19 protein-coding genes are annotated in these 19434 nt (G+C 61.7%); 8 read left to right on the forward strand and 11 right to left on the reverse strand.

Annotated elements, in window-relative coordinates:
- Positions 1-287 precede the first annotated feature (287 nt).
- Positions 288-1100 carry a GNAT family N-acetyltransferase gene (locus tag EDD52_RS06555; RefSeq protein WP_132243106.1) on the forward strand — a complete coding sequence of 271 codons (813 nt, stop codon included), beginning with the start codon at positions 288-290 and terminating at the stop codon, positions 1098-1100.
- A gap of 350 nt (positions 1101-1450) precedes the next feature.
- Here EDD52_RS06555 and EDD52_RS06560 read toward each other — a convergent pair whose 3' ends face one another.
- Both EDD52_RS06560 and EDD52_RS06565 read right to left on the reverse strand, forming a co-directional pair.
- Positions 1451-1831 carry a VOC family protein gene (locus EDD52_RS06560; RefSeq protein WP_132243108.1) on the reverse strand — a complete coding sequence of 127 codons (381 nt, stop codon included), beginning with the start codon at positions 1829-1831 and terminating at the stop codon, positions 1451-1453.
- 45 nt (positions 1832-1876) lie between these two features.
- A complete protein-coding gene (locus EDD52_RS06565) occupies positions 1877-2287 on the reverse strand; it encodes a nuclear transport factor 2 family protein (RefSeq protein WP_132243110.1) in 411 nt (136 codons plus the stop codon).
- A gap of 98 nt (positions 2288-2385) precedes the next feature.
- Here EDD52_RS06565 and ftrA point away from each other — a divergent pair, with 98 nt between their 5' ends.
- On the forward strand, positions 2386-3372 hold the full coding sequence (ftrA, locus tag EDD52_RS06570) for a transcriptional regulator FtrA (RefSeq protein ID WP_132243112.1): 987 nt from the start codon (positions 2386-2388) through the stop codon (positions 3370-3372).
- A 152-nt stretch (positions 3373-3524) separates the two neighbouring features.
- Here ftrA and EDD52_RS06575 read toward each other — a convergent pair whose 3' ends face one another.
- The gene (locus tag EDD52_RS06575; protein ID WP_132243114.1) at positions 3525-5789 is read right to left on the reverse strand and encodes a heavy metal translocating P-type ATPase; all 2265 of its coding nucleotides are present in this window, start codon (positions 5787-5789) and stop codon (positions 3525-3527) included.
- A gap of 141 nt (positions 5790-5930) precedes the next feature.
- Here EDD52_RS06575 and EDD52_RS06580 point away from each other — a divergent pair, with 141 nt between their 5' ends.
- Positions 5931-6359 carry a MerR family transcriptional regulator gene (locus EDD52_RS06580; RefSeq protein ID WP_132243116.1) on the forward strand — a complete coding sequence of 143 codons (429 nt, stop codon included), beginning with the start codon at positions 5931-5933 and terminating at the stop codon, positions 6357-6359.
- A 165-nt stretch (positions 6360-6524) separates the two neighbouring features.
- Here EDD52_RS06580 and EDD52_RS06585 read toward each other — a convergent pair whose 3' ends face one another.
- On the reverse strand, positions 6525-7403 hold the full coding sequence (locus EDD52_RS06585) for a LysR substrate-binding domain-containing protein (protein ID WP_132243118.1): 879 nt from the start codon (positions 7401-7403) through the stop codon (positions 6525-6527).
- A 98-nt stretch (positions 7404-7501) separates the two neighbouring features.
- Here EDD52_RS06585 and EDD52_RS06590 point away from each other — a divergent pair, with 98 nt between their 5' ends.
- From EDD52_RS06590 to EDD52_RS06610, 5 genes are all read left to right on the forward strand, one after another.
- Complete coding sequence (locus EDD52_RS06590; protein ID WP_132243120.1) at positions 7502-8206, forward strand: SDR family oxidoreductase; 705 nt, start codon at positions 7502-7504, stop codon at positions 8204-8206.
- Positions 8196-8447, forward strand: a complete 252-nt coding sequence (locus EDD52_RS06595) for a DUF6552 family protein (protein ID WP_207905980.1) — start codon at positions 8196-8198, stop codon at positions 8445-8447. Before EDD52_RS06590 ends, EDD52_RS06595 begins: the two co-directional genes overlap by 11 nt.
- Before the next feature lie 226 nt (positions 8448-8673).
- A complete protein-coding gene (locus EDD52_RS06600) occupies positions 8674-9570 on the forward strand; it encodes a LysR family transcriptional regulator (RefSeq protein WP_132243122.1) in 897 nt (298 codons plus the stop codon).
- Positions 9571-9665: 95 nt separating this feature from the next.
- Positions 9666-10289 (forward strand): NAD(P)H:quinone oxidoreductase, encoded by a 624-nt coding sequence (gene wrbA, locus EDD52_RS06605; RefSeq protein WP_132243124.1) that lies wholly within the window; start codon positions 9666-9668, stop codon positions 10287-10289.
- On the forward strand, positions 10289-11269 hold the full coding sequence (locus EDD52_RS06610; RefSeq protein WP_132243126.1) for a DMT family transporter: 981 nt from the start codon (positions 10289-10291) through the stop codon (positions 11267-11269). The genes wrbA and EDD52_RS06610 overlap by 1 nt, the downstream gene beginning before the upstream one ends.
- Here EDD52_RS06610 and EDD52_RS06615 read toward each other — a convergent pair.
- The 7 genes from EDD52_RS06615 to EDD52_RS06645 all read right to left on the reverse strand — a co-directional run bounded on the left by EDD52_RS06615 (position 11222) and on the right by EDD52_RS06645 (position 19260).
- Positions 11222-11893 (reverse strand): GntR family transcriptional regulator, encoded by a 672-nt coding sequence (locus tag EDD52_RS06615; protein WP_132243128.1) that lies wholly within the window; start codon positions 11891-11893, stop codon positions 11222-11224. The two genes, EDD52_RS06610 and EDD52_RS06615, sit on opposite strands and share 48 nt — an antisense overlap.
- A gap of 78 nt (positions 11894-11971) precedes the next feature.
- Complete coding sequence (locus tag EDD52_RS23930; protein WP_132243130.1) at positions 11972-12958, reverse strand: ABC transporter ATP-binding protein; 987 nt, start codon at positions 12956-12958, stop codon at positions 11972-11974.
- The gene (locus EDD52_RS23935) at positions 12951-13964 is read right to left on the reverse strand and encodes an ABC transporter ATP-binding protein (RefSeq protein ID WP_132243132.1); all 1014 of its coding nucleotides are present in this window, start codon (positions 13962-13964) and stop codon (positions 12951-12953) included. The genes EDD52_RS23930 and EDD52_RS23935 overlap by 8 nt, the downstream gene beginning before the upstream one ends.
- Positions 13954-15099 carry an ABC transporter permease gene (locus EDD52_RS06630; RefSeq protein ID WP_132243134.1) on the reverse strand — a complete coding sequence of 382 codons (1146 nt, stop codon included), beginning with the start codon at positions 15097-15099 and terminating at the stop codon, positions 13954-13956. Before EDD52_RS06630 ends, EDD52_RS23935 begins: the two co-directional genes overlap by 11 nt.
- Positions 15096-16079 (reverse strand): ABC transporter permease, encoded by a 984-nt coding sequence (locus tag EDD52_RS06635; RefSeq protein WP_132243136.1) that lies wholly within the window; start codon positions 16077-16079, stop codon positions 15096-15098. Before EDD52_RS06635 ends, EDD52_RS06630 begins: the two co-directional genes overlap by 4 nt.
- A gap of 78 nt (positions 16080-16157) precedes the next feature.
- Positions 16158-18077: an ABC transporter substrate-binding protein gene (locus EDD52_RS06640; protein ID WP_165907472.1), complete on the reverse strand. Its 1920-nt coding sequence runs from the start codon at positions 18075-18077 to the stop codon at positions 16158-16160.
- 28 nt (positions 18078-18105) lie between these two features.
- The gene (locus EDD52_RS06645; RefSeq protein ID WP_132243140.1) at positions 18106-19260 is read right to left on the reverse strand and encodes a mandelate racemase/muconate lactonizing enzyme family protein; all 1155 of its coding nucleotides are present in this window, start codon (positions 19258-19260) and stop codon (positions 18106-18108) included.
- Positions 19261-19434: the final 174 nt, after the last annotated feature.

A 19434-nucleotide genomic window follows, 5' to 3' on the forward strand; every position in this document is an offset into this window, starting at 1 on the left:
CCCCGGATGCCGATGTTCAGACTGCCGGGAAGGCTACAGCAGCGACAGGTTGACGCAACGTTTTCACCGCAAAGAGCCGTAGTTTCGAGCGCATTCCGCCGCTTCGGATAAAAAGTGTAAATTTGTGTTACGTTTTTGGTGAGGGCGTGTAACAGGCTATTCCACAAGCATTTTTGCTGCAGCGCAGAAGGCTTGTGCGATCGCCTTGGCAAACCGAATCGCCATATTGATTCCCGCCCCCGTTTCGTACTGATCTGTCAGAACATCGAAGCCGGAGACGCAGGCCAATGGACCAATTTCCCGAAGTTCTGACAGACAAGGAACTGACCCTTCGGCCTCTGGCACCCGCAGATCTGACCGCGATCACATCGCAGCTGAACGACGAACGGGTGGCCCCATGGCTCGCGGCGGTCTCTCGGCCTTTCGACCCAAGCGTTTTGCTTGAACACGACCAACATCCCGGGGAACACATCCGGGCCATCGTGCAGAGTGGCGAAGTCCTGGGCGGGCTCTGCATCGGGTCCACGCTCTGGTACTGGCTGGCACCTGATCACTGGGGACAGGGCCACATGCGGCGCGCGCTGATGCTGGCCCTCTCCGCTCGGTTCCGTCATGCGGCCCCACCACTAACCGCCACTTGCCGGGAAACAAACGACGCGTCTCATGCCCTGCTGCTCCGCTTGGGTTTCGCGCAACATCCAGCGCCCCGACGCCTGTTCTTTCATGGCACGCAAAGATCCGAACCTTGCCACGATTTCGTGCTGGCCCCGGAACAGTGGCACCTTCTGCACCCACCGATCATCCCTGCAGGTTCGGCAACGCTTCGTCCGGCTGTGCAGAAAGACGCACCGACGCTCGAACTGATCTTTCAACGCCAGAGAGAAGACATTTGGCCCATAGCCAGCTGTTTATCCATATTCATCGAAACAAATCGGTTTCGCGGCGGCGGCCAAGGCCTGTTCGTAATTATCGACGACATCCGCCGAACCATCGGCGCTGCCTTGGTCGACGACGGCGGCACGCATCTTTGCTTTCTTGACGACGGTGATAGCGAACGGCATCGCGATTCCGTCGCCAAGGCGCTGTCTGCTCTGGAATAGGTCACGTGGATCAAATTTGTCTGCAGTGTGAACAGATCAACGAAGCTGACTTCAACAATGGCGACGATCTCGCGAGGATGCCTAAGCTGGAGGGGCGTTTTGCCAAGTCGGCCTCCAAACGGCTTGACCGCATAATTCCAACTGGGGAGTCTCGCCACGCTGACCCTTGGCGCGATGGCAATCTGTGATTTGACGCGATTGAACTGAGTTCGTGCGCAAGCTGAAAGTTGTGCCCGGGGCACGGGCTCGCGCGGGTCGGCTGTCAGTGGCCCGTCTATGAAATTAGGGCGTGCCGGAATGCAGCTCGGGCAACCCGTAGATTGCCCGTTGATGCGCCGCAGTTGCGCATTCTACTTCATGGAATTGAAGCCAATCATGTTGCCTTCAGTATCCTGACAAAGAAGAACCCAGCCGAAGTCGCCGATCGAGAATTTGGGCCGGACCACAGCGCCACCGGCCTTTGCAGCACGCTCTTGCTGCACCGCGCAATCCTCGACCATGAAATACACGATGGTGCCGCCGATGCCCGGACCGGCATGCGGGGCTTTCGTCAGGGCACCCCCTGCTCCGTAGGCGCTCATTTCTGCCGGAAAGCTCATCATCCGGGACTCGCCGGTTGGGTCACCCATTGGCTCAAGCGCAGAGCCGAGCATTGTTTCGTAAAAGCCCACGGCCCGGTCCAGATCATCCACGTAAATGTCGAACCATCCGACAGCGTTCATCTTGGTCATGTGGTATTCCTTTGTAGGTTTGTTCAATGCGTTGCGCGGCGAGCGTTATGCGGCGTCAACCGTTCTTTCAGTCACTTCAGCTGCGTCAATCCTGCGCTCGAGATGCCAGATCTTCGATACAATCTGCCAACCCTCTGCCCCCAAAACGAGGCCGAGGTGATCGACAAAAACGTTTCGATGCGCGCGGATCCGGATTTTCACGGTGGCACTTACGGGTGACAGAAAGTCGATCATCAGCACTTCGGCCTCGCGCACCTGACCTGTGCTGGCGGGGGAGACGCGGCCCGCGACATCGCGGCTGAAGCTTTCAATCGGCTCGACAAATACGGTGCCATTGTCCGCGTCAAACAAGCTTGACGCCGGGTGAAAGACCGCGTTCAGCCTTTCGGTGTCACATTCATGGATCGCGTCGAAATAGGTCTCGATAGTGGCCAGAAGGTCAGCTTGGATGGTCATTGGCATGTCTCCGTTTCAGTGTTCGGACGAAGACTTGCCATGGTTCGAATAATCCCGATACTGGCAAACATGACAACATACGGTCGAATTCTGCCAAGATGACAAAATCCAACTTTTTCCCGGCAAAACACCCATTGGTGTGCGCCATTGCCTATGACGGTTTGTGCACATTCGAATTCGGCATCGCCGTTGAACTGTTCGCCTTGCCACGGCCGGAATTCGAAAACTGGTACAGGTTTGCGACCGTCAAGGCAGAGCCGGGACCGATCCGCGCTGTCGGTGGGATTACCGTGGATGCGCAGGAGGACCTTGGCCTGTTGCAGGATGCCAGCCTGATCATTGTTCCCGGATGGCGCGGCGCAGACACGCCCGTACCCGAGGACCTTTGCGCCGCACTGCGCGCCGCATACGATCGTGGCGCGCGCGTCGCGTCGATCTGCTCAGGCGTTTTTGTTCTTGCTGCGGCCGGGCTATTGAAGGGCAAGAGTGCCACAACCCATTGGCGATACACGGATAAGCTTGCAGAGCGATATCCAGAGACTGCCGTCGACCCGGATGTGCTGTTTGTGGAGGACGACCGCGTGTTTACCTCTGCCGGGTCGGCGGCCGGGCTGGACCTTGGCCTGCACATCATTCGGCAGGACTACGGTGCGCAGGTTGCGGCCTCTGTCGCGCGCCGGCTGGTTCTGCCCGCGCAAAGGGACGGCGGCCAGCGGCAGTTTGTGCCACGCCCGGAACCAAGGGCGCGCATGGGGTCAGGTCTGGCAGCACTACAGGACCGTATTCGCGCGTCGATCAACGAACAATGGCCGATCGAGCGCATGGCAAGTGCTGCCGCGACAAGCGGGCGGACATTGGCAAGACGCTTTCACGAAGAGACAGGAACGACCCCGTCGAACTGGCTCAAGGTTGAACGGGTGTCGCGTGCTGCCGAGTTGCTAGAAAACAGCGCCATCCCGCTTTCGGATATCTGGGAGACCTGCGGGTTTGGATCGGCGGAGACCTTTCGACGCGAGTTTCGCAAGACGATGGGTGTGCCTCCGGCGCGCTACCGGGAGCGCTTGGGCGCCCCGCCACTTCGTTGAACAACGTGTATCATCTGATCAGAGTCGGACTGCGCGACAAGCGGGAAATAGTTGACCTGCGGCATCGTTGATTGGGTCTTACCGGAAAAGAGGGCTCTGGGGCCATGGCTGCGCGGTGCAGGGTCATAGACGGCTCCTTTGATCCTCTCACGTCAACTGGCGCGGACGAATTCTTGCGCCTCCCGCGCATCTGGCTCCGCCGCTTCTGTCAGGGCGGTCGGCCGAAAGAACAGCAGCCGAAGGGCGTTCATGGTGACCAGAACGGTGGCGCCCGTGTCGGCCAGGATTGCGATCCAAAGCCCGGTAATGCCAAGCACCGTTGTCACCAGAAAGACCGCCTTGAGCCCGAGCGCGATGGCAATATTCTGGCGGATGTTCGACATGGTCGCGCGCGCCAGCCGGATCAACGCCGCCACATCGGTTACGCGGTTGCGCAGGATTGCAGCGTCAGCGATCTCCAGCGCAACATCCGTCCCCGACCCCATGGCGACGCCGACATGTGCTGCGGCCAGCGCGGGCGCGTCGTTGATGCCGTCCCCGACCATCATGACATGACCCCCGGATGCGAGATCGCGAATTGCCGTGACCTTGTCTGCCGGCATAAGGCCGGAGCGTTGCTCGATCCCGAGCCCCTCGGCGATGGCCTGTGCGGTCCGCGGGTTGTCACCGGTCAGCATGACGGTGGAAACACCCAGCTTGCGAAGCTGTGCGACCGACTGCGCCGCATCGGCGCGAGGCTCGTCGCGCAACGCGATAAGGCCGTGGGGTACGTCCTCGCGCAACACGATAACCACCGTCTTGCCCTCGGCTTCCAAGGCCTCGACCCGGGGCCACAGATCATCCGTAAGAACCCCGCGTTCCTCCGCCAGTCGCGGAGAGCCCACGCAAACACGCGCGCCACCAATCACCGCTTCCGCGCCTCTACCGGGCAATGCGCGCGCGCCTGTGGAGGCAGACACACCGACGCCGCGACGCTCCGCTTCCGCACAGATTGCCCGGCCCAGCGGATGGCTCGCACCGCTCTCAACACCGGCCGCGAGCGCAAGCAAGTCGTCCTCGCCCCCGACAAACACCGTGATGTCGGTCACGCGCGGCTTGCCATGCGTGAGCGTGCCGGTCTTGTCAAAGGCCGCATGGGTGGTGCGGGCGGCCGCTTCGATCACTGCGCCGCCCTTCATCAACAGTCCATTGCGGGCCCCGGTCGAAAGTGCAGAGGTGATTGAAGCAGGCACCGAAATCACCAGCGCGCAGGGGCAGCCGATCAACAGCAGGGCCAGCGCCCGGTAGACCCATTCGCCCCATGCCTGCCCGAGTGCCAGTGGCGGGACGACCGCAACCAAAAGCGCGGTTCCCACGACAGCGGGCATGTAAACCCGGCTGAACCGATCAATGAACCGTTCGGTCGGCGCACGGGCGCTTTCTGCCTCTTCGACCAGGCGCACGATGCGGGCGATGGTATTGTCCTCGGCCGCCTTCGTAACCTGCACGCGAAGAAGGGCTTCGGTGTTGACCGACCCGGCAAAAACCGCGGCGCCCTTTTCCTTGAGGGTTGGAACGCTCTCGCCGGTCACCGGGCTTTCGTCTACGCCCGACACACCTTCGATGACCTCGCCGTCGCAGGGCACACGGTCGCCGGGCCGGACCTGCACGACCTGCCCCACCCGGAGTTTTTCAGCCGCCACCTCCCGCGTTGTCTCGCCCACCTCCAGTCGCGCGGTCTTCGGCACCAGCTTTGAGAGCGCGCGGATGCTGTTGCGGGCCTTGTCGGCCGAGACGCCTTCAAGAAGTTCACCCACGGCAAAAAGAAAAACGACCAGCGCGGCCTCTTCCGGCTCGCCAATCAAGAGCGCGCCACCAACGGCGATTGTCATCAGCATCTCGATGGTGAAGGGCATGCCAGCCCGCGCCATGGCAATCGCGCGCAGTGCGATGGACCAGAGCCCCACCAACGTCGCCAGAACAAAGCCCCAATGGGCAATCTCTGACGGCAGGATGAGTCTGGAAGCCCAAGCCGCCGCAAGCAAGGCGCCCGTGACAAGGACCAGCCGCCCCTTGGCGGTTTTCACCCAAGCCGTACCTCCGTCCTCGGTTTGACCGGCCGTGTCTTCGCGCTCGGTTTCGTCATCCGCAGCGGCCGGAAATGCCCCATCCGGCAGAATGAAACCGCCCTTCGGCTTCTCTGGCGGCGCCCCTTTGGGTGAGATTCCGAAACCGACACCTCGCACGGCCTTCTCGACCCGCTCAGCAGAGGTCTGGCGCTCGTCCAGCGTCAACCGCAACCGCTCTGCCATGAGGGCGACATCGACATCCTCGACCCCCGGCAACCGTTCGACCGCGCCCCGAACCTTCGCCGCGCAAGCGCCGCAATCCATGCCCGTCACGCGCCATTCCCGTTGTCCTGCGCTCGCGTCGGCCATGAGGGTTCTCCATTGTGATTCCCGAATTATCTTCGATATACGATCTACAGCGACTGTAGGTTCAAGCCTTGCTGGAAAATATTTCTGCGTCGCGGTCATCGGCAGGGGCTGCCGGGCTCTTGCAGGGTAAGGAGACAACCCATGCTTTCGATTGGCACTCTGGCAAAGCGGACCGGGACAAAGGTGCAAACGATCCGGTATTACGAGCAGATCGGCCTGATGCCTGAACCTGACCGGACGGAGGGCGGCCAGCGCCGCTATACGGATGCCGAGCTTGATCGCCTTGCGTTTATCCGGCATGCGCGACAGCTTGGCTTCTCGCTGGACGCAATCCGGGAATTGTTGGACCTTGCCGACAGCCCGGAACGGTCCTGCGCAGAGGTCGACGCGGTCGCGCAGAGACGGCTCCGTGAGGTAGAGGCGCGCATCGCCCGACTGGAGGCCTTGCGGGCCGAGCTGCAACGGATGATCAGGGAGTGTAGCGCCGACCGGATCGCCGATTGCCGCATCCTCAAGGTCCTGCGCGACCACGAAGAATGTCTCGCCGATCATGACGGGCCTGACACCTGATGCCCGCTGTTCCTTTGCGTACGCCGAGCGCAATACTGACTATCTTGCAGTCCGGGCCAGATGGCGAGCCGCGGCCATTTGGTCGGTCAGGTTGCTAAACGACCCACTTGGCGGGCCTCGCCAAGGCTGCATTAACGCGGTTACACCCGCAAGCCCCCGGCCCGTTCAGCCACTCGCATCCGCCATCGACGTGAACCAGTCGATGACAGCTTGTGCGGATGAGTTCCGTTTCGGTTTGCGCAGCGCCAGCATGTAGAAATGCTGCTCACCCAGAAGTGTCTCGGGCACGACTTGCACCAGATGATCTGCTTCTATGTCACGCCTGGCAAGAAAACTGCTGACAAGTGCGACGCCCTGACCCGACAGGGCCGCATCCATGGTGAGGGCTGTTTGGCTCAGACGCAGGCCGTGGCCACCGCGATCTTCTAGCTTCAGCATTTTAAGGAAACCTGGCCACAGATCGTGCGCATCATGGAGTTTTGGCAGCATCGAAAGGGTTTCCGGGGACAGCGGCACGTCGTGGCCTGCGAGCAGAGAGGGTGCAGCGACAGCGATGACCTCTTGCCTGAAAAGACGGACCACTTCCAGTGACGCACCAAAGGGCGGCTGCCCCTGACGTATCGCCACGTCGATGCCATCACCATGAAAGCTAGACACTTTTTCTGTGGCGAGGATTTGCAGGTCAATCTGCGGATGTGCGGCCGAAAAAGCCGGCAAGTTCGGGATAAGCCACTTTGCCGCAAAGGTCGGTGTGACGCTTACCAGAACCCTGTCAGGTTCCGGCCGCAGGCTCGCCGTGGCATTTCGCAACTCCTCAAACGCCGAGGTGATGCGCCCGTGATAGCTGCGGCCAGATGACGTGAATGCCAGCCCTTTGGGCAACCGTTCAAACAGGGGTATCCCCAGGTGGGCCTCAAGATGCCGGACCTGCTGCGCAACGGCACCCTGCGTCACGGCCATTTCGTCTGCGGCGGCGCGGAAATTCAAATGGCGGCCAGCCGCTTCGAAAGCGCGCAAGCTGTTGAGAGGCGGGGTTTGGGTCATATGACAATAGTAATCCTACTGTCACGCAAGATCAATTCTGGCGCGAATTATCGCGCAATCTGCAATATCTGAAAGGCAGAGCAATGAAGGAGACTGCAATGTCAGTAGAGAAAGTGGCACTTGTTACTGCGGGCGGCAGCGGCATGGGTGCTGATGCTGCGCGCAGATTGGCGGCAGACGGCTTTCGGGTTGGGATCTTGTCCTCCTCCGGCAAGGGCGAAACGCTCGGGCAAGAACTGGGAGGCTTTGGCGTCACCGGGTCAAACCGTTCGGTAGATGACATAGCAGCGCTGGTGGACGGCGCGAAAGAACGGTGGGGCCGTGTCGATGTTCTGGTCAATTCGGCGGGTCACGGCCCAAAAGGCCCGGTGCTGGAGATCTCGGATGATGACTGGCATCTGGGCATGGAAGCCTACCTTCTGAACGTCATCCGACCCACGCGGCTGGTGACGCCTCTGATGCAGGCACAGGGTGGCGGCGCGATCATCAACATCTCGACCTTTGCCGCGTTCGAGCCTGATCCCCTCTTCCCGACCTCCGGCGTGTTTCGCGCGGGCCTCGCAGCCTTTACGAAGCTTTACGCGGACAAATACGCGGCTGACAATATTCGCGTGAACAATGTCCTGCCGGGGTTCATCGACAGCCTGCCTGAAAGCGAAGACCGCCGCAGCCGCATCCCGTTGGGGCGTTATGGAAAGGCCTGCGAGGTGTCGTCGCTGATTTCATGGCTTGCGTCCGAAGGAGGCGCCTACATGACAGGCCAAAACCTGCGGATCGACGGAGGGCTGACCCGTGCTGTCTGATGTCTCCGGGGGGTTGGTGTCCAGGGATCGCCTTGCCTTCACCGTCAAATGGGTCGCGTCACTCATCCAGATCATGGGCTACTCGGCGACGGCCTTCGGCTGGACACCCTGGAACCTCTACCTGTTCCTCGTCGGCGTTCTTGGTTGGTTGGCGGTCGGCGTGCTGTGGAATGACAGGGCGATCATGCTGATACATTTCGTGGCCCTTGGCGCCATGCTTGTGGGTATGAACAGCGGGTGATGGCGAAGCGTCAGACAGGGTCGCGCCTTCGTCTGATGCAACCGCCAGCGGCAGTTCATCGACGCAAAATCACTGCCTGAGCAATGTGCTGCATGGGATCTGCTTCGGCCTCCGCCCCGAAAGCAGGTTCTGCGGGATCGATACTTGAAACCCGGCGCGGCGCCAGGGCGGCGCAAGGTTGCAAATGGCGTCGACAAGGTCGCGCCCAACGGCGACACTGAACGACATGGACAAGCTCTCTGTCATGACCGCCTATTGCCGCATCGTCGAACGAGGCAGCTTTGCCCGCGCGGCAGAGGATCTTGGCGTCTCGTCGGCCTTGCTCAGCAGAGAGGTCAAGCTGCTGGAAGAAAGCCTTGGCTGCACCTTGCTGACGCGCACCACGCGCAGCATGTCGCTGACAGATGCGGGGCAGCGCTATTACGAGGAGGCGCTTGCCATTCTTGATGCGGTCCGCCGGGTTGAGGGCGATATCAGGGAAGGCGCAGGCGCGGTTCGGGGGCACCTGCGGGTCAACGTGTCCAGCTCTTTCGGGCAGATGGTGATTGCGCCCCTGCTGCCGGGCTTTCTGGCCGCCTATCCCGATCTGCGCCTGACCCTGTCCATGGACGACCGGGTCGTGGATATGATCGAAGGCGGGTTCGACGTTTCAATCCGGATCCGGCCGGGCATGCCGGATTCCTCGCTCGTGGCGCGCCGGATCGGCATCATCCGGCAAAGGATTTTTGCCGCGCCGGGATATCTGAAGACGGCAGGCCACCCGAAACGGCCGCAAGACCTGCCCCAGCACCGCATCATAGGGTTTCTGCTGGCCGATCACCTGACAGAGTGGCGGCTCAGCGGACCGGGCGAGGATGCAACCGTCAGGCTCGATCCCGCCGTCAGGGTTGGCAACAGCATGGTGCTGTGTGACCTTCTTGTCGCCGGACAGGGGATCGGAACGCTTCCCGATTTCGTGTCCGACACGCCCGAGACACGCGGAGAGCTGGTGCGCGTCCTGCCCGATTATGAACTCCCCGCGCCGGCAATCTACGCCGTGACCGGCTCGCGCCTAGGGATGGATGCCAAGGTCTCTGCCTTTCTCGACCACCTTCGAAATGCCCTGCGCAGCAGGCATTCATAACCAGAGATTAAGAGTGATTTGCGCTTGAGCCGGTTATTCCCGCGCGCCTGATCACCGATCTTCCCGGCATCGCAACCCATGCCCGAGAGGATCTCATGACCCGAATTCTTGTACTTTATTACTCCAGCTACGGCCATGTCCGCGCGCTTGCAAAGGCCGAGGCGCAAGGCGCGCTGAGCGTTCCCGGAACGACGGTGGATCTGCGGCGCGTTCCCGAAACCGTGCCTGAAGAAATCCGCCGCTCGGCCGGATATGTCGATGATGAAACGCCAGAGGCCGCCCCTGGCGATCTGGCCCGATATAACGGCTTCCTGTTTGGCACACCCACACGGTTCGGCATGATGGCTTCGCAAATGAAACAGTTCCTCGATCAGGCCGGGGGGCTCTGGGCGCAGAACGCGCTTGTTGGCAAGGTGGCCGGGGTCTTCGCCTCCACCGGCTCGCAGCATGGGGGCCACGAAGCGACGCTGCTGTCGACGCAGATCCCCTTGCAGCATTTCGGCATGTTGATCGCGGGGCTTCCCTATTCCTTTTCCGGGCAGACCTCTCGCGATGGCATCATCGGGGGTGCCCCCTACGGTGCGGGGACGATTGCCGGGGCCGATGGCACGCTTTCGCCCACTGCAACCGATCTGGCCGGGGCGCAATTTCAAGGCGCCCATGTCGCAGACCTTGCCGCGCGTCTCGCCAAAGCGCCGTCCCTACGGGAGGTTGCCTGATGACCCGCGACATTCTTCTGACCGCCATCGCGCCTGCGATCTGGGGCAGCACTTACCTTGTCACGACCCAAGGCCTGCCGGACGGGTATCCTGTCACCCTCGCTGTCCTGCGGGCGCTGCCTGCGGGTCTGCTGCTGCTCGCCCTGACCCGGTGCCTGCCGCCAAAGGCGTGGCTGGGGCGGGCCTTCGCCCTTGGGGCGCTGAACTTCGCCATATTCTGGACGCTTCTCTTCGTTGCAGCCTACAGGCTTCCCGGGGGGGTTGCCGCGACGCTTGGATCGCTTCAGGTGCTGATCGTGATCGGGCTGGCGCGCGGCTTCCTTGGTACGCCTGTCCGCGCGCTTGCCGTGCTCGCCGCGCTGTTCGGAGTGTTGGGTGTTGCCCTGCTGTTGCTGGGCCCCGACGCATCACTGGACCCGATCGGGATCGCCGCCGGGATCGGCGGGGCCGCCTCCATGGCCGCAGGCACCGTGCTCAGCCGGAAATGGCAGCCTCCGGTCTCTGCGCTCAGCTTCACGGCGTGGCAGCTTACCCTTGGCGGCGTTCTGTTACTGCCACTTGCCTTCGTGTTGGAACCACCCCTGCCCGCGCTGACAGGCACCAACCTGGCCGCCCTTGCCTGGCTGGGACTGGTCGGGGCCGCGCTGACCTATTGGCTTTGGTTTCGCGGTGTGGCGCGGCTTGAACCCGGCGCAGTTTCCATGCTGGGCATGATGAGCCCCGTGACAGCGGTTGCCTTGGGTTGGATCTGGCTCGGCGAGGCGCTGAGCCCGGTACAAGCGCTTGGCGCCGTTATCGTTCTTGGATCTGTCTGGGCCGGTCAGCGTGCCAATCGACCACGGCGAACAGGCGCGGGCCAGCCCCGGAAAGCCTTGGACAGGCCGCCCCTGACCCATGGCGACGTGGCCATGCCACCAGAAAAGGGCTGGCGCTCAGAAAGACGTATTCTGCGAAAGGCCCAACGCCCGTATCTGCTGTGACATCTGCACAAACGACCCGCCTACATGCTTGCAGATGACCGAATGTGCCCGCGCAGAATCGTGATCACGGCAGGCGGCGACCAGCTCGTCATGCTCTTGCATGATCGTCTCGTAGCGGGTGGGCGATATGCGCAACCGTGCGGCCTGAACGTTCAGGGACGTGCGCAGATTGTGCCACATCTCGGCGGCTGTCTGGTTGTAATGGTTGCGGCTGAACACCTCGTGGAACTGAAAATCCAGCCGCCGGAAAGCGCGCTGTTCTCCATGGGGTGTTTCGTGGATCTGCTTCTGTATCGCCTCCAGTTCGTCGACCATCTCCTTGGAGGCATAATCGGCGAACCACGTCACGAAATAGGGCTCCAGCATCTGGAGCACCTCGAACACGTTCTGAAGAAACCCGGCATCCGTCGGGCGGATCGTGGCACCACGATTGGGGTGGATCTGGACAAACCCCTCGCCCTGCATCCGGCGCAATACCTCGCGCACGGGGCTGGTGCTTATCCCGAACCGCGCGGCAAGCTCGGACACTTTCAGCCGCTGGCCCCCGGCCAGACGTCCTTCGTAGATGTCGTCAAGGATCGCATCGTATAACGAGGTTTCTTCCGCGCCGCCGTCATTTGCCATTCGTTTCGCCCGTTTTTGTCGATCAGCAGCCACTATAGAGACGCCCCCTTTTACACACCAGTCTGCGCTGCGGCATTTTCAGATTTCCCCCGCGAAATGGCACAGCACGTCCGCGCCCGAGATGTTGCGCAATGGCGGACGGGTCGTCTGGCAAATCTCGGTGGCATGGGGGCAACGTGGCGCAAAGCGGCAGCCCTTGGTGGGCGCCCCCACATCGACAGGCTCGGCAGCGCCTGCGCCGCGACGGCGCTTGCGGGGGTCCGCGACCGGGACGGCGTCCAGCAGGGCACGGGTATAGGGATGCCGGGGCGTTCCGAACAGCGCGGCGGTCTCTGCCACCTCGACAAACTGTCCGCGATACATCACCGCCACGCGGTCGCAGATATGTTCCACCACCGCCAGATCATGCGCGATGAAAAGGAAAGTCAGCGCGTATTCCTCCTGCAGGTCCTGCAAGAGGTTCAGCGTCTGCGCCTGAATCGAGACATCCAGCGCCGAGACGGCCTCGTCCGCGACCACCAGTTCCGGGTTTGTCGACAGCGCCCGCGCAATTCCCAGACGCTGCCGCTGACCGCCGGAAAAGGCGTTGGGATAACGGTGCATGAATTCGCGCCGCAGCCCCACGCTTTCAAGAAGCCCGCCCACCCGCTCAGCCAGCGCCTTGCCTTTCAGCCCTTCGGATTTCTGCAAGGCCTGCCCGACCACGTCGATCACCCGCAGCCGCGGGTTGAGCGAGGCCTGCGGGTCCTGAAAGATCATCCGCAGCTTGCGCCATGCCTTGCGCAACTGATCCAGCGGCGCGTCGGCCAGGTCCAGCGCTTCCCCTTCCTTCGGGGTGAAGGTCACGCTGCCGGAACTGGGGTCATGCACGCGAAGGATGCAGCGCCCCAGCGTTGTCTTGCCAGAGCCGCTTTCGCCCACAATGCCAAAGGTCTCGCCGCGCAGCACGTCAAAGGAGACTGAATCCACCGCGACAAACCCATCGGTCTTTTTCGACAAAAGCCCACCGCTGGCAGCGCCGAATGTCTTGGTCAGCTCGCGAACTTCAAGGATGGTCTCAGACATCGGCGGGCGCCTCGCTGTGCAGGAAACAGGCCACTTCGCACCGCCCCACCGGCCGCAGCCGGGGTTCGCGCAGGTCACAGGTGCCTTGCATGAAATGATCGCACCGGGTGCGGAACGTGCAGCCAGAGGGGCGCGCCAGCGGATGCGGGACCATGCCCCGGATCGCGGGAAGCCGTGCCTTTGATGTCATGCCGATGCGGGGCACAGAGTCCAGGAGCGCCCGTGTATAGGGATGCAACGGGTTCTCGAAGAGGCCGTAAACATCCGATTTCTCGACGATCTTGCCCATATACATGACCGCAACGTCATCCGCGACCTCGGCCACCACGCCCAGATCATGGGTGATCAGCATCACCGCCATGTTGAGCTCTACCTTCAGCTCCGCGATCAGATCGAGGATCTGCGCCTGCGTGGTCACATCCAGCGCCGTGGTCGGTTCATCCGCGATCAGAAGGCGCGGCTGGCAGGACAGTGCCATGGCGATCATCGCCCGTTGGCGCATGCCGCCGGACAGCTCGAACGGGTAGGATTCGAACCGTTCCGCCGGGCGCGGAATGCCGACGCGGGCCAGCATGTCGATCGCCTCTTCGCGGGCCTCGGCCTTGGTCACCTGCCGGTGCAGCAGGATCGTTTCGGTGATCTGCTTGCCGATCTTCTGGATCGGCCCCAGAGAGCTCATCGGTTCCTGAAAGATCATCGAGATGTCGCTGCCCCGGATGGATCGCAACTCCCGCGATCCCGCCCGCGCGCGGGCAAGGTCCACCGTGCGCCCGTCAGCGGCATGGTACAGGATGCTGCCGCCGGTGATCCGCCCCGGCGCATCGACGATCCGCAGGATGGACCGCGCCAGGATCGACTTGCCGCAACCGGACTCTCCCAACAGGCACAGCGTCCGGTCGGGGTGAATATCCAGATCCACACCCTCCACCGCCTTGACCAGCCCGTCATCGGTGAAGAAATGGGTTTTCAGCCCGCGGATCTCGATCATCGGTGTGTCAGTTTGCATATGGATCTGCGGCATCGCGAAGGCCGTCTCCCAGGAAGTTGAGGGCAAGCACGGCGACCACGATCGTCGTGCCGGGGGCGATTAGCAGCCAGGGGGCCTCGATGATCGTGCGGATGTTCTGGGCCTCTTTCAGCAACGTACCCCAGGAAACGATGGGCGGCTGCAATCCGATGCCAAGGAACGACAGCGAGGTTTCGGCCAGGATCATCAGCGGCACGGCAAGCGTGAGAGACGCGATGATGTGGCTGGCAAAACTGGGAACCAGATGCTTGCGGATGATCTCCCAGTCCGACAGCCCGTCCAGCCGGGCGGCAACGACAAAATCCTCGTGCCGGAGCGACAGGAATTTGCCCCGCACCTCGCGCGCCAGCGTCGTCCACCCGATCATCGACACGATCAGCGTGACCACGAAATAGGTCCGTAGCGGCGGCCAGTCGAGCGGGATGGCCGCGGCCAGCCCCATCCAGAGCGGAATGGTCGGGATGGAACGCAGGAATTCGATCACGCGCTGGATCAGGTTGTCGATCCAGCCACCGTAATAACCCGAGATGCCGCCAAGGCTGACCCCTACGATCAGGGACACCGCGACGCCCACCAGCCCGATGGACATGGAAATGCGCGTGCCCATGATGATCCGGCTGAGGATATCGCGGCCCAGCCGGTCAGCGCCCAGGAAATAGACCTTCTGTTTGGGGTCGATCGGGCCAAAGAAATGCCGGTTCGTGGGCATCAGCCAAAGCAGCTTGTACTCGTGGCCTTTCACGAAGAAACCCAGAGGGATCACCTTTTCCGGATCCTCCACGAAATGGCGGCGCATCGCTTCGCGGTCAATCTCCATCTTCAAGCCGCGCGCATGCAACAGGAACCGGCTGTCGCCATCCTCGTCCGGTGCAAGAAAATGGATGCCCTGCGGCGGCGCAAAGGGCGCGCGGGTGTTGGTCTTGAGGTAATCGGCAGGGCTGAGGAATTCTCCGAACAGGGCGACGAAATAGACAAACCCCACGATAAACAGGCTGAAATAGGCGATCTTGTGGCGACGGAACTGCCGCCACATCAGCGCCCAGGGGCCCAGCAGGTCAGGTGTCTTGACGGACTCGGCCGCCTGCACCTCGGATGCGGAATCGATGGCTGTCATTGGTAACGTATCCTCGGGTCGACCCAGGCAAGCAGGACATCAGACAAAAGCGTGCCGATCACGGTCAGCATGCTCACGATCAGGATCAGCGAACCGGCCAGGTACATGTCCTGCACCAGCAGCGCCCGCAGAAGAAGCGGCCCGGTGGTGGGCAGGTTCATCACCACGGCGACGATGATTTCGCCCGACACCAGCGTCGGCAGGATCCATCCGATGGTCGAGATGAACGGGTTGAGCGCAACGCGCACCGGGTAGCGCATCAGCAGTTGAAATTCCGACATGCCCTTGGCACGGGCGGTGACAACATAAGGCCGGTAAAGCTCGTCCAGCAGGTTCGCGCGCATGATCCGGATCAGCGCCGCAGCGCCAGAGGTGCCCACGACGAAAACCGGCATCCAGATATGTTGCAGCAGGTTGGCGAACTTTGCCCAGCTCCACGGCTGATCAAGATATTCCGGGCTGACCAACCCGCCGACCGACTGGCCGAAATACTTGAAGGCCACGTACATCATCACCAGCGCCAGCAGGAAATTTGGCACGGCCAGTCCGATGAAGCCAAGCAGCGTGGCCACGTAATCCCCCACCGAATATTTGCGCACCGCAGAATAGATGCCGATGGGCAGCGCCACGATCCAGATGAAGCCCAGCGTCAGCAAAGAGATCGCGAAGGTCCAGCCAAGCCGGTCCCAGATCACATCCGTCACAGGCAGGTTTTTCTCGAACGAGATGCCGAAATCGCCTTCCAGCAGGATGCCGCTCATCCATTTCCAGTATTGCAGGTAGATGGGCTGGCCCAGCCCGTACTGTTCGCGCAATTGCTCGACCACGGCGGTGTTGTCAGCACCCGCCTCGCCCATCTCGGCCGCCAGCGTGTCCAGATAATCCCCCGGAGGCAACTGGATGATGATGAAGGTCACGATAGAGACCAGAAACACGGTCGGGACCATGTAAAGAACCCGCCGCAGGATGAAGCCGATCATATCATCGCCACTCCGTTCAGATCAGGATAGGGGCGTCCGCTGGGGAGGGAAGCGGACGCCCCCGGGAGGTACTTCGCGTCAGGGCAGGTTAGTGCCACCTTCGAAGTACATCTGCGCCGTGTAGGGCGCAGGGAACCACAGCTGTCCGGCGATGGGCAGCGGGTTGGGCACATTGCGCACATTGTTCCGCGCGATGCCGAAGACCGGGTCATTCTGTACCATACCGATGGTGAAGAACTGCTCGGCCGCCATGTCCAGCACCTTTTGCATCAGCTCTTTCTGAGCTTCCGGCGTCGCGGCAGAGCGGACCTGGTTATAGGTGTCGAAGATGTCCTTCACCTCTTGCGGCGGCTCTTCGCCGGTCGAAGGATCAACCCCCCAGGCCGCCCATTCGCGCGCCCAGCTGACAGAGTTGGAAATCGTCGGCACGTAGCAGATCGGCGTCAGGTAAGCATCCGCCTGACCACCCGAGCAATTCCACAGATAGGCGTCGAAATCATTCGAGGTGTGCAGCTCGATCAGGCGCGACCGGTCCGTGGTGCGGATCTGGAAATCAAGCCCGACATCGGCGGCATAGCCTGCGATCAGCTCCATCGCGTCGGGGTATTGCAGGCCGAAGACATCCGCCACCAGAAAGACCATGGTGAAGCGTTCGCCATCCGGGCCAAGACGGTACCCATCCGCGTCCTTTTCGGGCAGCACCTTGTCGAGATACGCGTTCGCAAGGTCTGTGTCATACTCGGTATATTGCTTGGCGTATTCTTCTTTATAAAGGTCCGAACCTTCGCGCGGCGCGGTCTGCGCCGGTGTCCCTGCCCCGAAATACAGCAGGTCGATCACTTCCTGCCGGTTCATCGCGTGGCTGACCCCGATGCGGAAATCCTTGTTGTTGATAACTTCGCGCTTCAGCGGGTCGGTATGGTTGAGGTTCATCATCAGGATCATGATATTCGCAGGCAGATCGCCCACGTCGAAGAACCCGTATTTGCCGCGTTCCATGTTGTCAGTCAGCGAGGCCTTGTTCGACGGGCGCCCCAGATGGCGCAGCATGTAGTCGATCTCGCCATTGAAGGCCTTCAGCAGGATCGTCTCCACATCCTCGACCTGATCATAGGTGATGCGGTCGATGTAAGGCAGCTGCTGCCCCTGGCTGTCGACCTTGTAGTAGTAGGGGTTGCGCTCTGCGATCACGCGGTCGGTCGCGCCATAGGCATTGGTCAGGTGCCAGGCATGCAGCGTCGGCCGGTCCGGGTTCTGCCAGAACAGCGGCGTGTCCATCGGCCCTGCCTTGAGGTTGAAGAGCTGCACCCAGTCCCCCACGGTCGGCTCCGCCTCTACCAGCGCCTGCACATCATCATTGTACTTTGGCATGAACTGGCTGAGGTAATGCTTGGGATAGGCGGTGGCGTGATAGCCAAAGCCATAAGCCAGCGCCTGAAGGAACAATCCGTTGGGCGCGCCGAAATCAAATTCGACAGTGACATCATCGATCTTGGAAATCTTCACCGGGCCGACGGGCCCGACAAAAGTGGAATCCTTGTTCGGCGTCAATGCGGCATCGCTGAAAACGTCTTCGTACCAGAACATGATGTCATCGGCGGTAAACGGCGCGCCGTCCGACCATTTCATCCCCTCGCGCAGATGAAAGGTGAATTTTGAGGCGTCATCGGACACATCCCAGGATTTCGCGATATTGGGACGAACCTCGCTCCAGTCCGGGGACCAGCGCACCATGTTGTCGCTGCCGATGGTGCGCACCATGTTGTGCTGGTCGCCACCGCCCAGAATGGCGCGGCGCAATGTGCCGCCATACTCGCCCGGCCCTTCGATCACATCCATCAAGAGTGGCTCGGCAGGCAGCCGTTCATCAACCGGCGGCAAACTGCCCGCGGCGACCTGTTCGGCCAGTTGCGGGGCTTCCTCCCAGGCGGCGGCCTGTCCGGCCACCGCAATCGCGATGACGCTGGCCAGCGTCGTCCACTTCCTCTTCGTCAACATCAGGTTTCCTCCTCCTTGTTGATTGGGTTCACCAGTTGGTGACCGAGCCGTCCGGCCGCGACAGATGCGGCGGTTCGACATGTTCGGGCCGGGTGGCCCGTATCTTCGCCTCGTCCACCTCGACGCCCAGACCGGGGCGGTCGGGTACCTTGTAGGTGATCCCGTCAAGCGGGATCTGGACGGGAAAGAGTTCGGGGTCGTGAAAGCCAAGGCTCTCTGTGGGGCCCTGGCGCGTCTCGACCCAGCTGAAATTCGGCACGGCAGCCGCCATATGGATCGTCGCGGCCGTGCAGACCGGACCCAGCGGGTTATGCGGCATCAGGTCGATGTAATGCTGCTCGCACCAGCCCGCGACTTTCATCGCCTCGGTGAAGCCGCCAATGTTGCAGATATCGAGCCGCATATACTGGGTCAGCCCTTCTTCGATATAAGGCGCCGCCTCCCATTTGGAGGAGAACTCCTCGCCGATCGCGAAGGGGACATTGGTCATCGCGCGCAGCGTCCGGTAGGCTTGTGGCGTCTGACACCGGATCGGCTCTTCCAGAAAATCGAGCGTGCCTGCAGGCAACCGGTTCAGGAAATCCGCGGTCTCCGCGATGGACAGCCGGTGATGCAGATCGATGCCAAGACATAGATCGGGGCCAAATTCATCACGTATAGCGACGAGTTCCCTCACCGCGCGGTTCAGGTTCTGGCGCGGATCAAACGTGGCATCGCCGTCAAACTCGCCAGTATAGATCCGCAGGCAATCCCAGCCCGCATCCACCAGCACCCGCGCCTTGCCCAGCAACTCCTCGATCGTGGCGCCCTGGCAGCTTGGAAAGGTCGGGATTTCGTCGCGCTGCTTGCCGCCCAGCAGCTGGTAGACTGGCACTTCCAGCCGCTTTCCAAGGATATCATAAAGGGCGATATCAATGGCCGACATGGCAGCGGTCAGCACGCGCCCGCCTTCGAAATACTGGCTGCGATAGGCTTCCTGCCAGATACGGCCAATCTGGCGTGAATCCTTGCCCACAAGGAATTCCGCGAAATGGGTGATAGCGGCGGCCACGGCATCCTCGCGGGCGGACAGGCCAGATTCCCCCCAACCGAACAGCCCATCCTCTGTTGTGACCTTGACCAGCAACTGATTGCGGATGCCGACGCGGGCCAAAAGAGGTTCGATGGAAGCGATCTTGGACATTCGATTGGCCTTTCAGTGTCAGCCGAGCTGTGGCGCGAAACGGGTCACGCCGGGAACATGGTCGCGCAAGCCAAGGCTTTCCGCGGTTACGTGAATTCATTCGGGGCGCGCATCGCGATCTGTGACATGCCTCCCTGACGCGGGCTTGGGCGCGCGGTCTGCAGGGGACGAAAC

The organism is Primorskyibacter sedentarius (assembly GCF_004342065.1).
Taxonomy (GTDB): domain Bacteria; phylum Pseudomonadota; class Alphaproteobacteria; order Rhodobacterales; family Rhodobacteraceae; genus Primorskyibacter; species Primorskyibacter sedentarius.

Bases quoted from the DNA above. Each gene is read 5' to 3' on its own strand.
- EDD52_RS06555 (WP_132243106.1), top strand. From the start codon at position 288: ATGGACCAATTTCCCGAAGTTCTGACAGACAAGGAACTGACCCTTCGG.
- EDD52_RS06560 (WP_132243108.1), bottom strand. From the start codon at position 1,831: ATGACCAAGATGAACGCTGTCGGATGGTTCGACATTTACGTGGATGAT.
- EDD52_RS06565 (WP_132243110.1), bottom strand. From the start codon at position 2,287: ATGACCATCCAAGCTGACCTTCTGGCCACTATCGAGACCTATTTCGAC.
- ftrA (WP_132243112.1), top strand. From the start codon at position 2,386: ATGACAAAATCCAACTTTTTCCCGGCAAAACACCCATTGGTGTGCGCC.
- EDD52_RS06575 (WP_132243114.1), bottom strand. From the start codon at position 5,789: ATGGCCGACGCGAGCGCAGGACAACGGGAATGGCGCGTGACGGGCATG.
- EDD52_RS06580 (WP_132243116.1), top strand. From the start codon at position 5,931: ATGCTTTCGATTGGCACTCTGGCAAAGCGGACCGGGACAAAGGTGCAA.
- EDD52_RS06585 (WP_132243118.1), bottom strand. From the start codon at position 7,403: ATGACCCAAACCCCGCCTCTCAACAGCTTGCGCGCTTTCGAAGCGGCT.
- EDD52_RS06590 (WP_132243120.1), top strand. From the start codon at position 7,502: ATGTCAGTAGAGAAAGTGGCACTTGTTACTGCGGGCGGCAGCGGCATG.
- EDD52_RS06600 (WP_132243122.1), top strand. From the start codon at position 8,674: ATGGACAAGCTCTCTGTCATGACCGCCTATTGCCGCATCGTCGAACGA.
- wrbA (WP_132243124.1), top strand. From the start codon at position 9,666: ATGACCCGAATTCTTGTACTTTATTACTCCAGCTACGGCCATGTCCGC.
- EDD52_RS06610 (WP_132243126.1), top strand. From the start codon at position 10,289: ATGACCCGCGACATTCTTCTGACCGCCATCGCGCCTGCGATCTGGGGC.
- EDD52_RS06615 (WP_132243128.1), bottom strand. From the start codon at position 11,893: ATGGCAAATGACGGCGGCGCGGAAGAAACCTCGTTATACGATGCGATC.
- EDD52_RS23930 (WP_132243130.1), bottom strand. From the start codon at position 12,958: ATGTCTGAGACCATCCTTGAAGTTCGCGAGCTGACCAAGACATTCGGC.
- EDD52_RS23935 (WP_132243132.1), bottom strand. From the start codon at position 13,964: ATGCAAACTGACACACCGATGATCGAGATCCGCGGGCTGAAAACCCAT.
- EDD52_RS06630 (WP_132243134.1), bottom strand. From the start codon at position 15,099: ATGACAGCCATCGATTCCGCATCCGAGGTGCAGGCGGCCGAGTCCGTC.
- EDD52_RS06635 (WP_132243136.1), bottom strand. From the start codon at position 16,079: ATGATCGGCTTCATCCTGCGGCGGGTTCTTTACATGGTCCCGACCGTG.
- EDD52_RS06640 (WP_165907472.1), bottom strand. From the start codon at position 18,077: ATGTTGACGAAGAGGAAGTGGACGACGCTGGCCAGCGTCATCGCGATT.
- EDD52_RS06645 (WP_132243140.1), bottom strand. From the start codon at position 19,260: ATGTCCAAGATCGCTTCCATCGAACCTCTTTTGGCCCGCGTCGGCATC.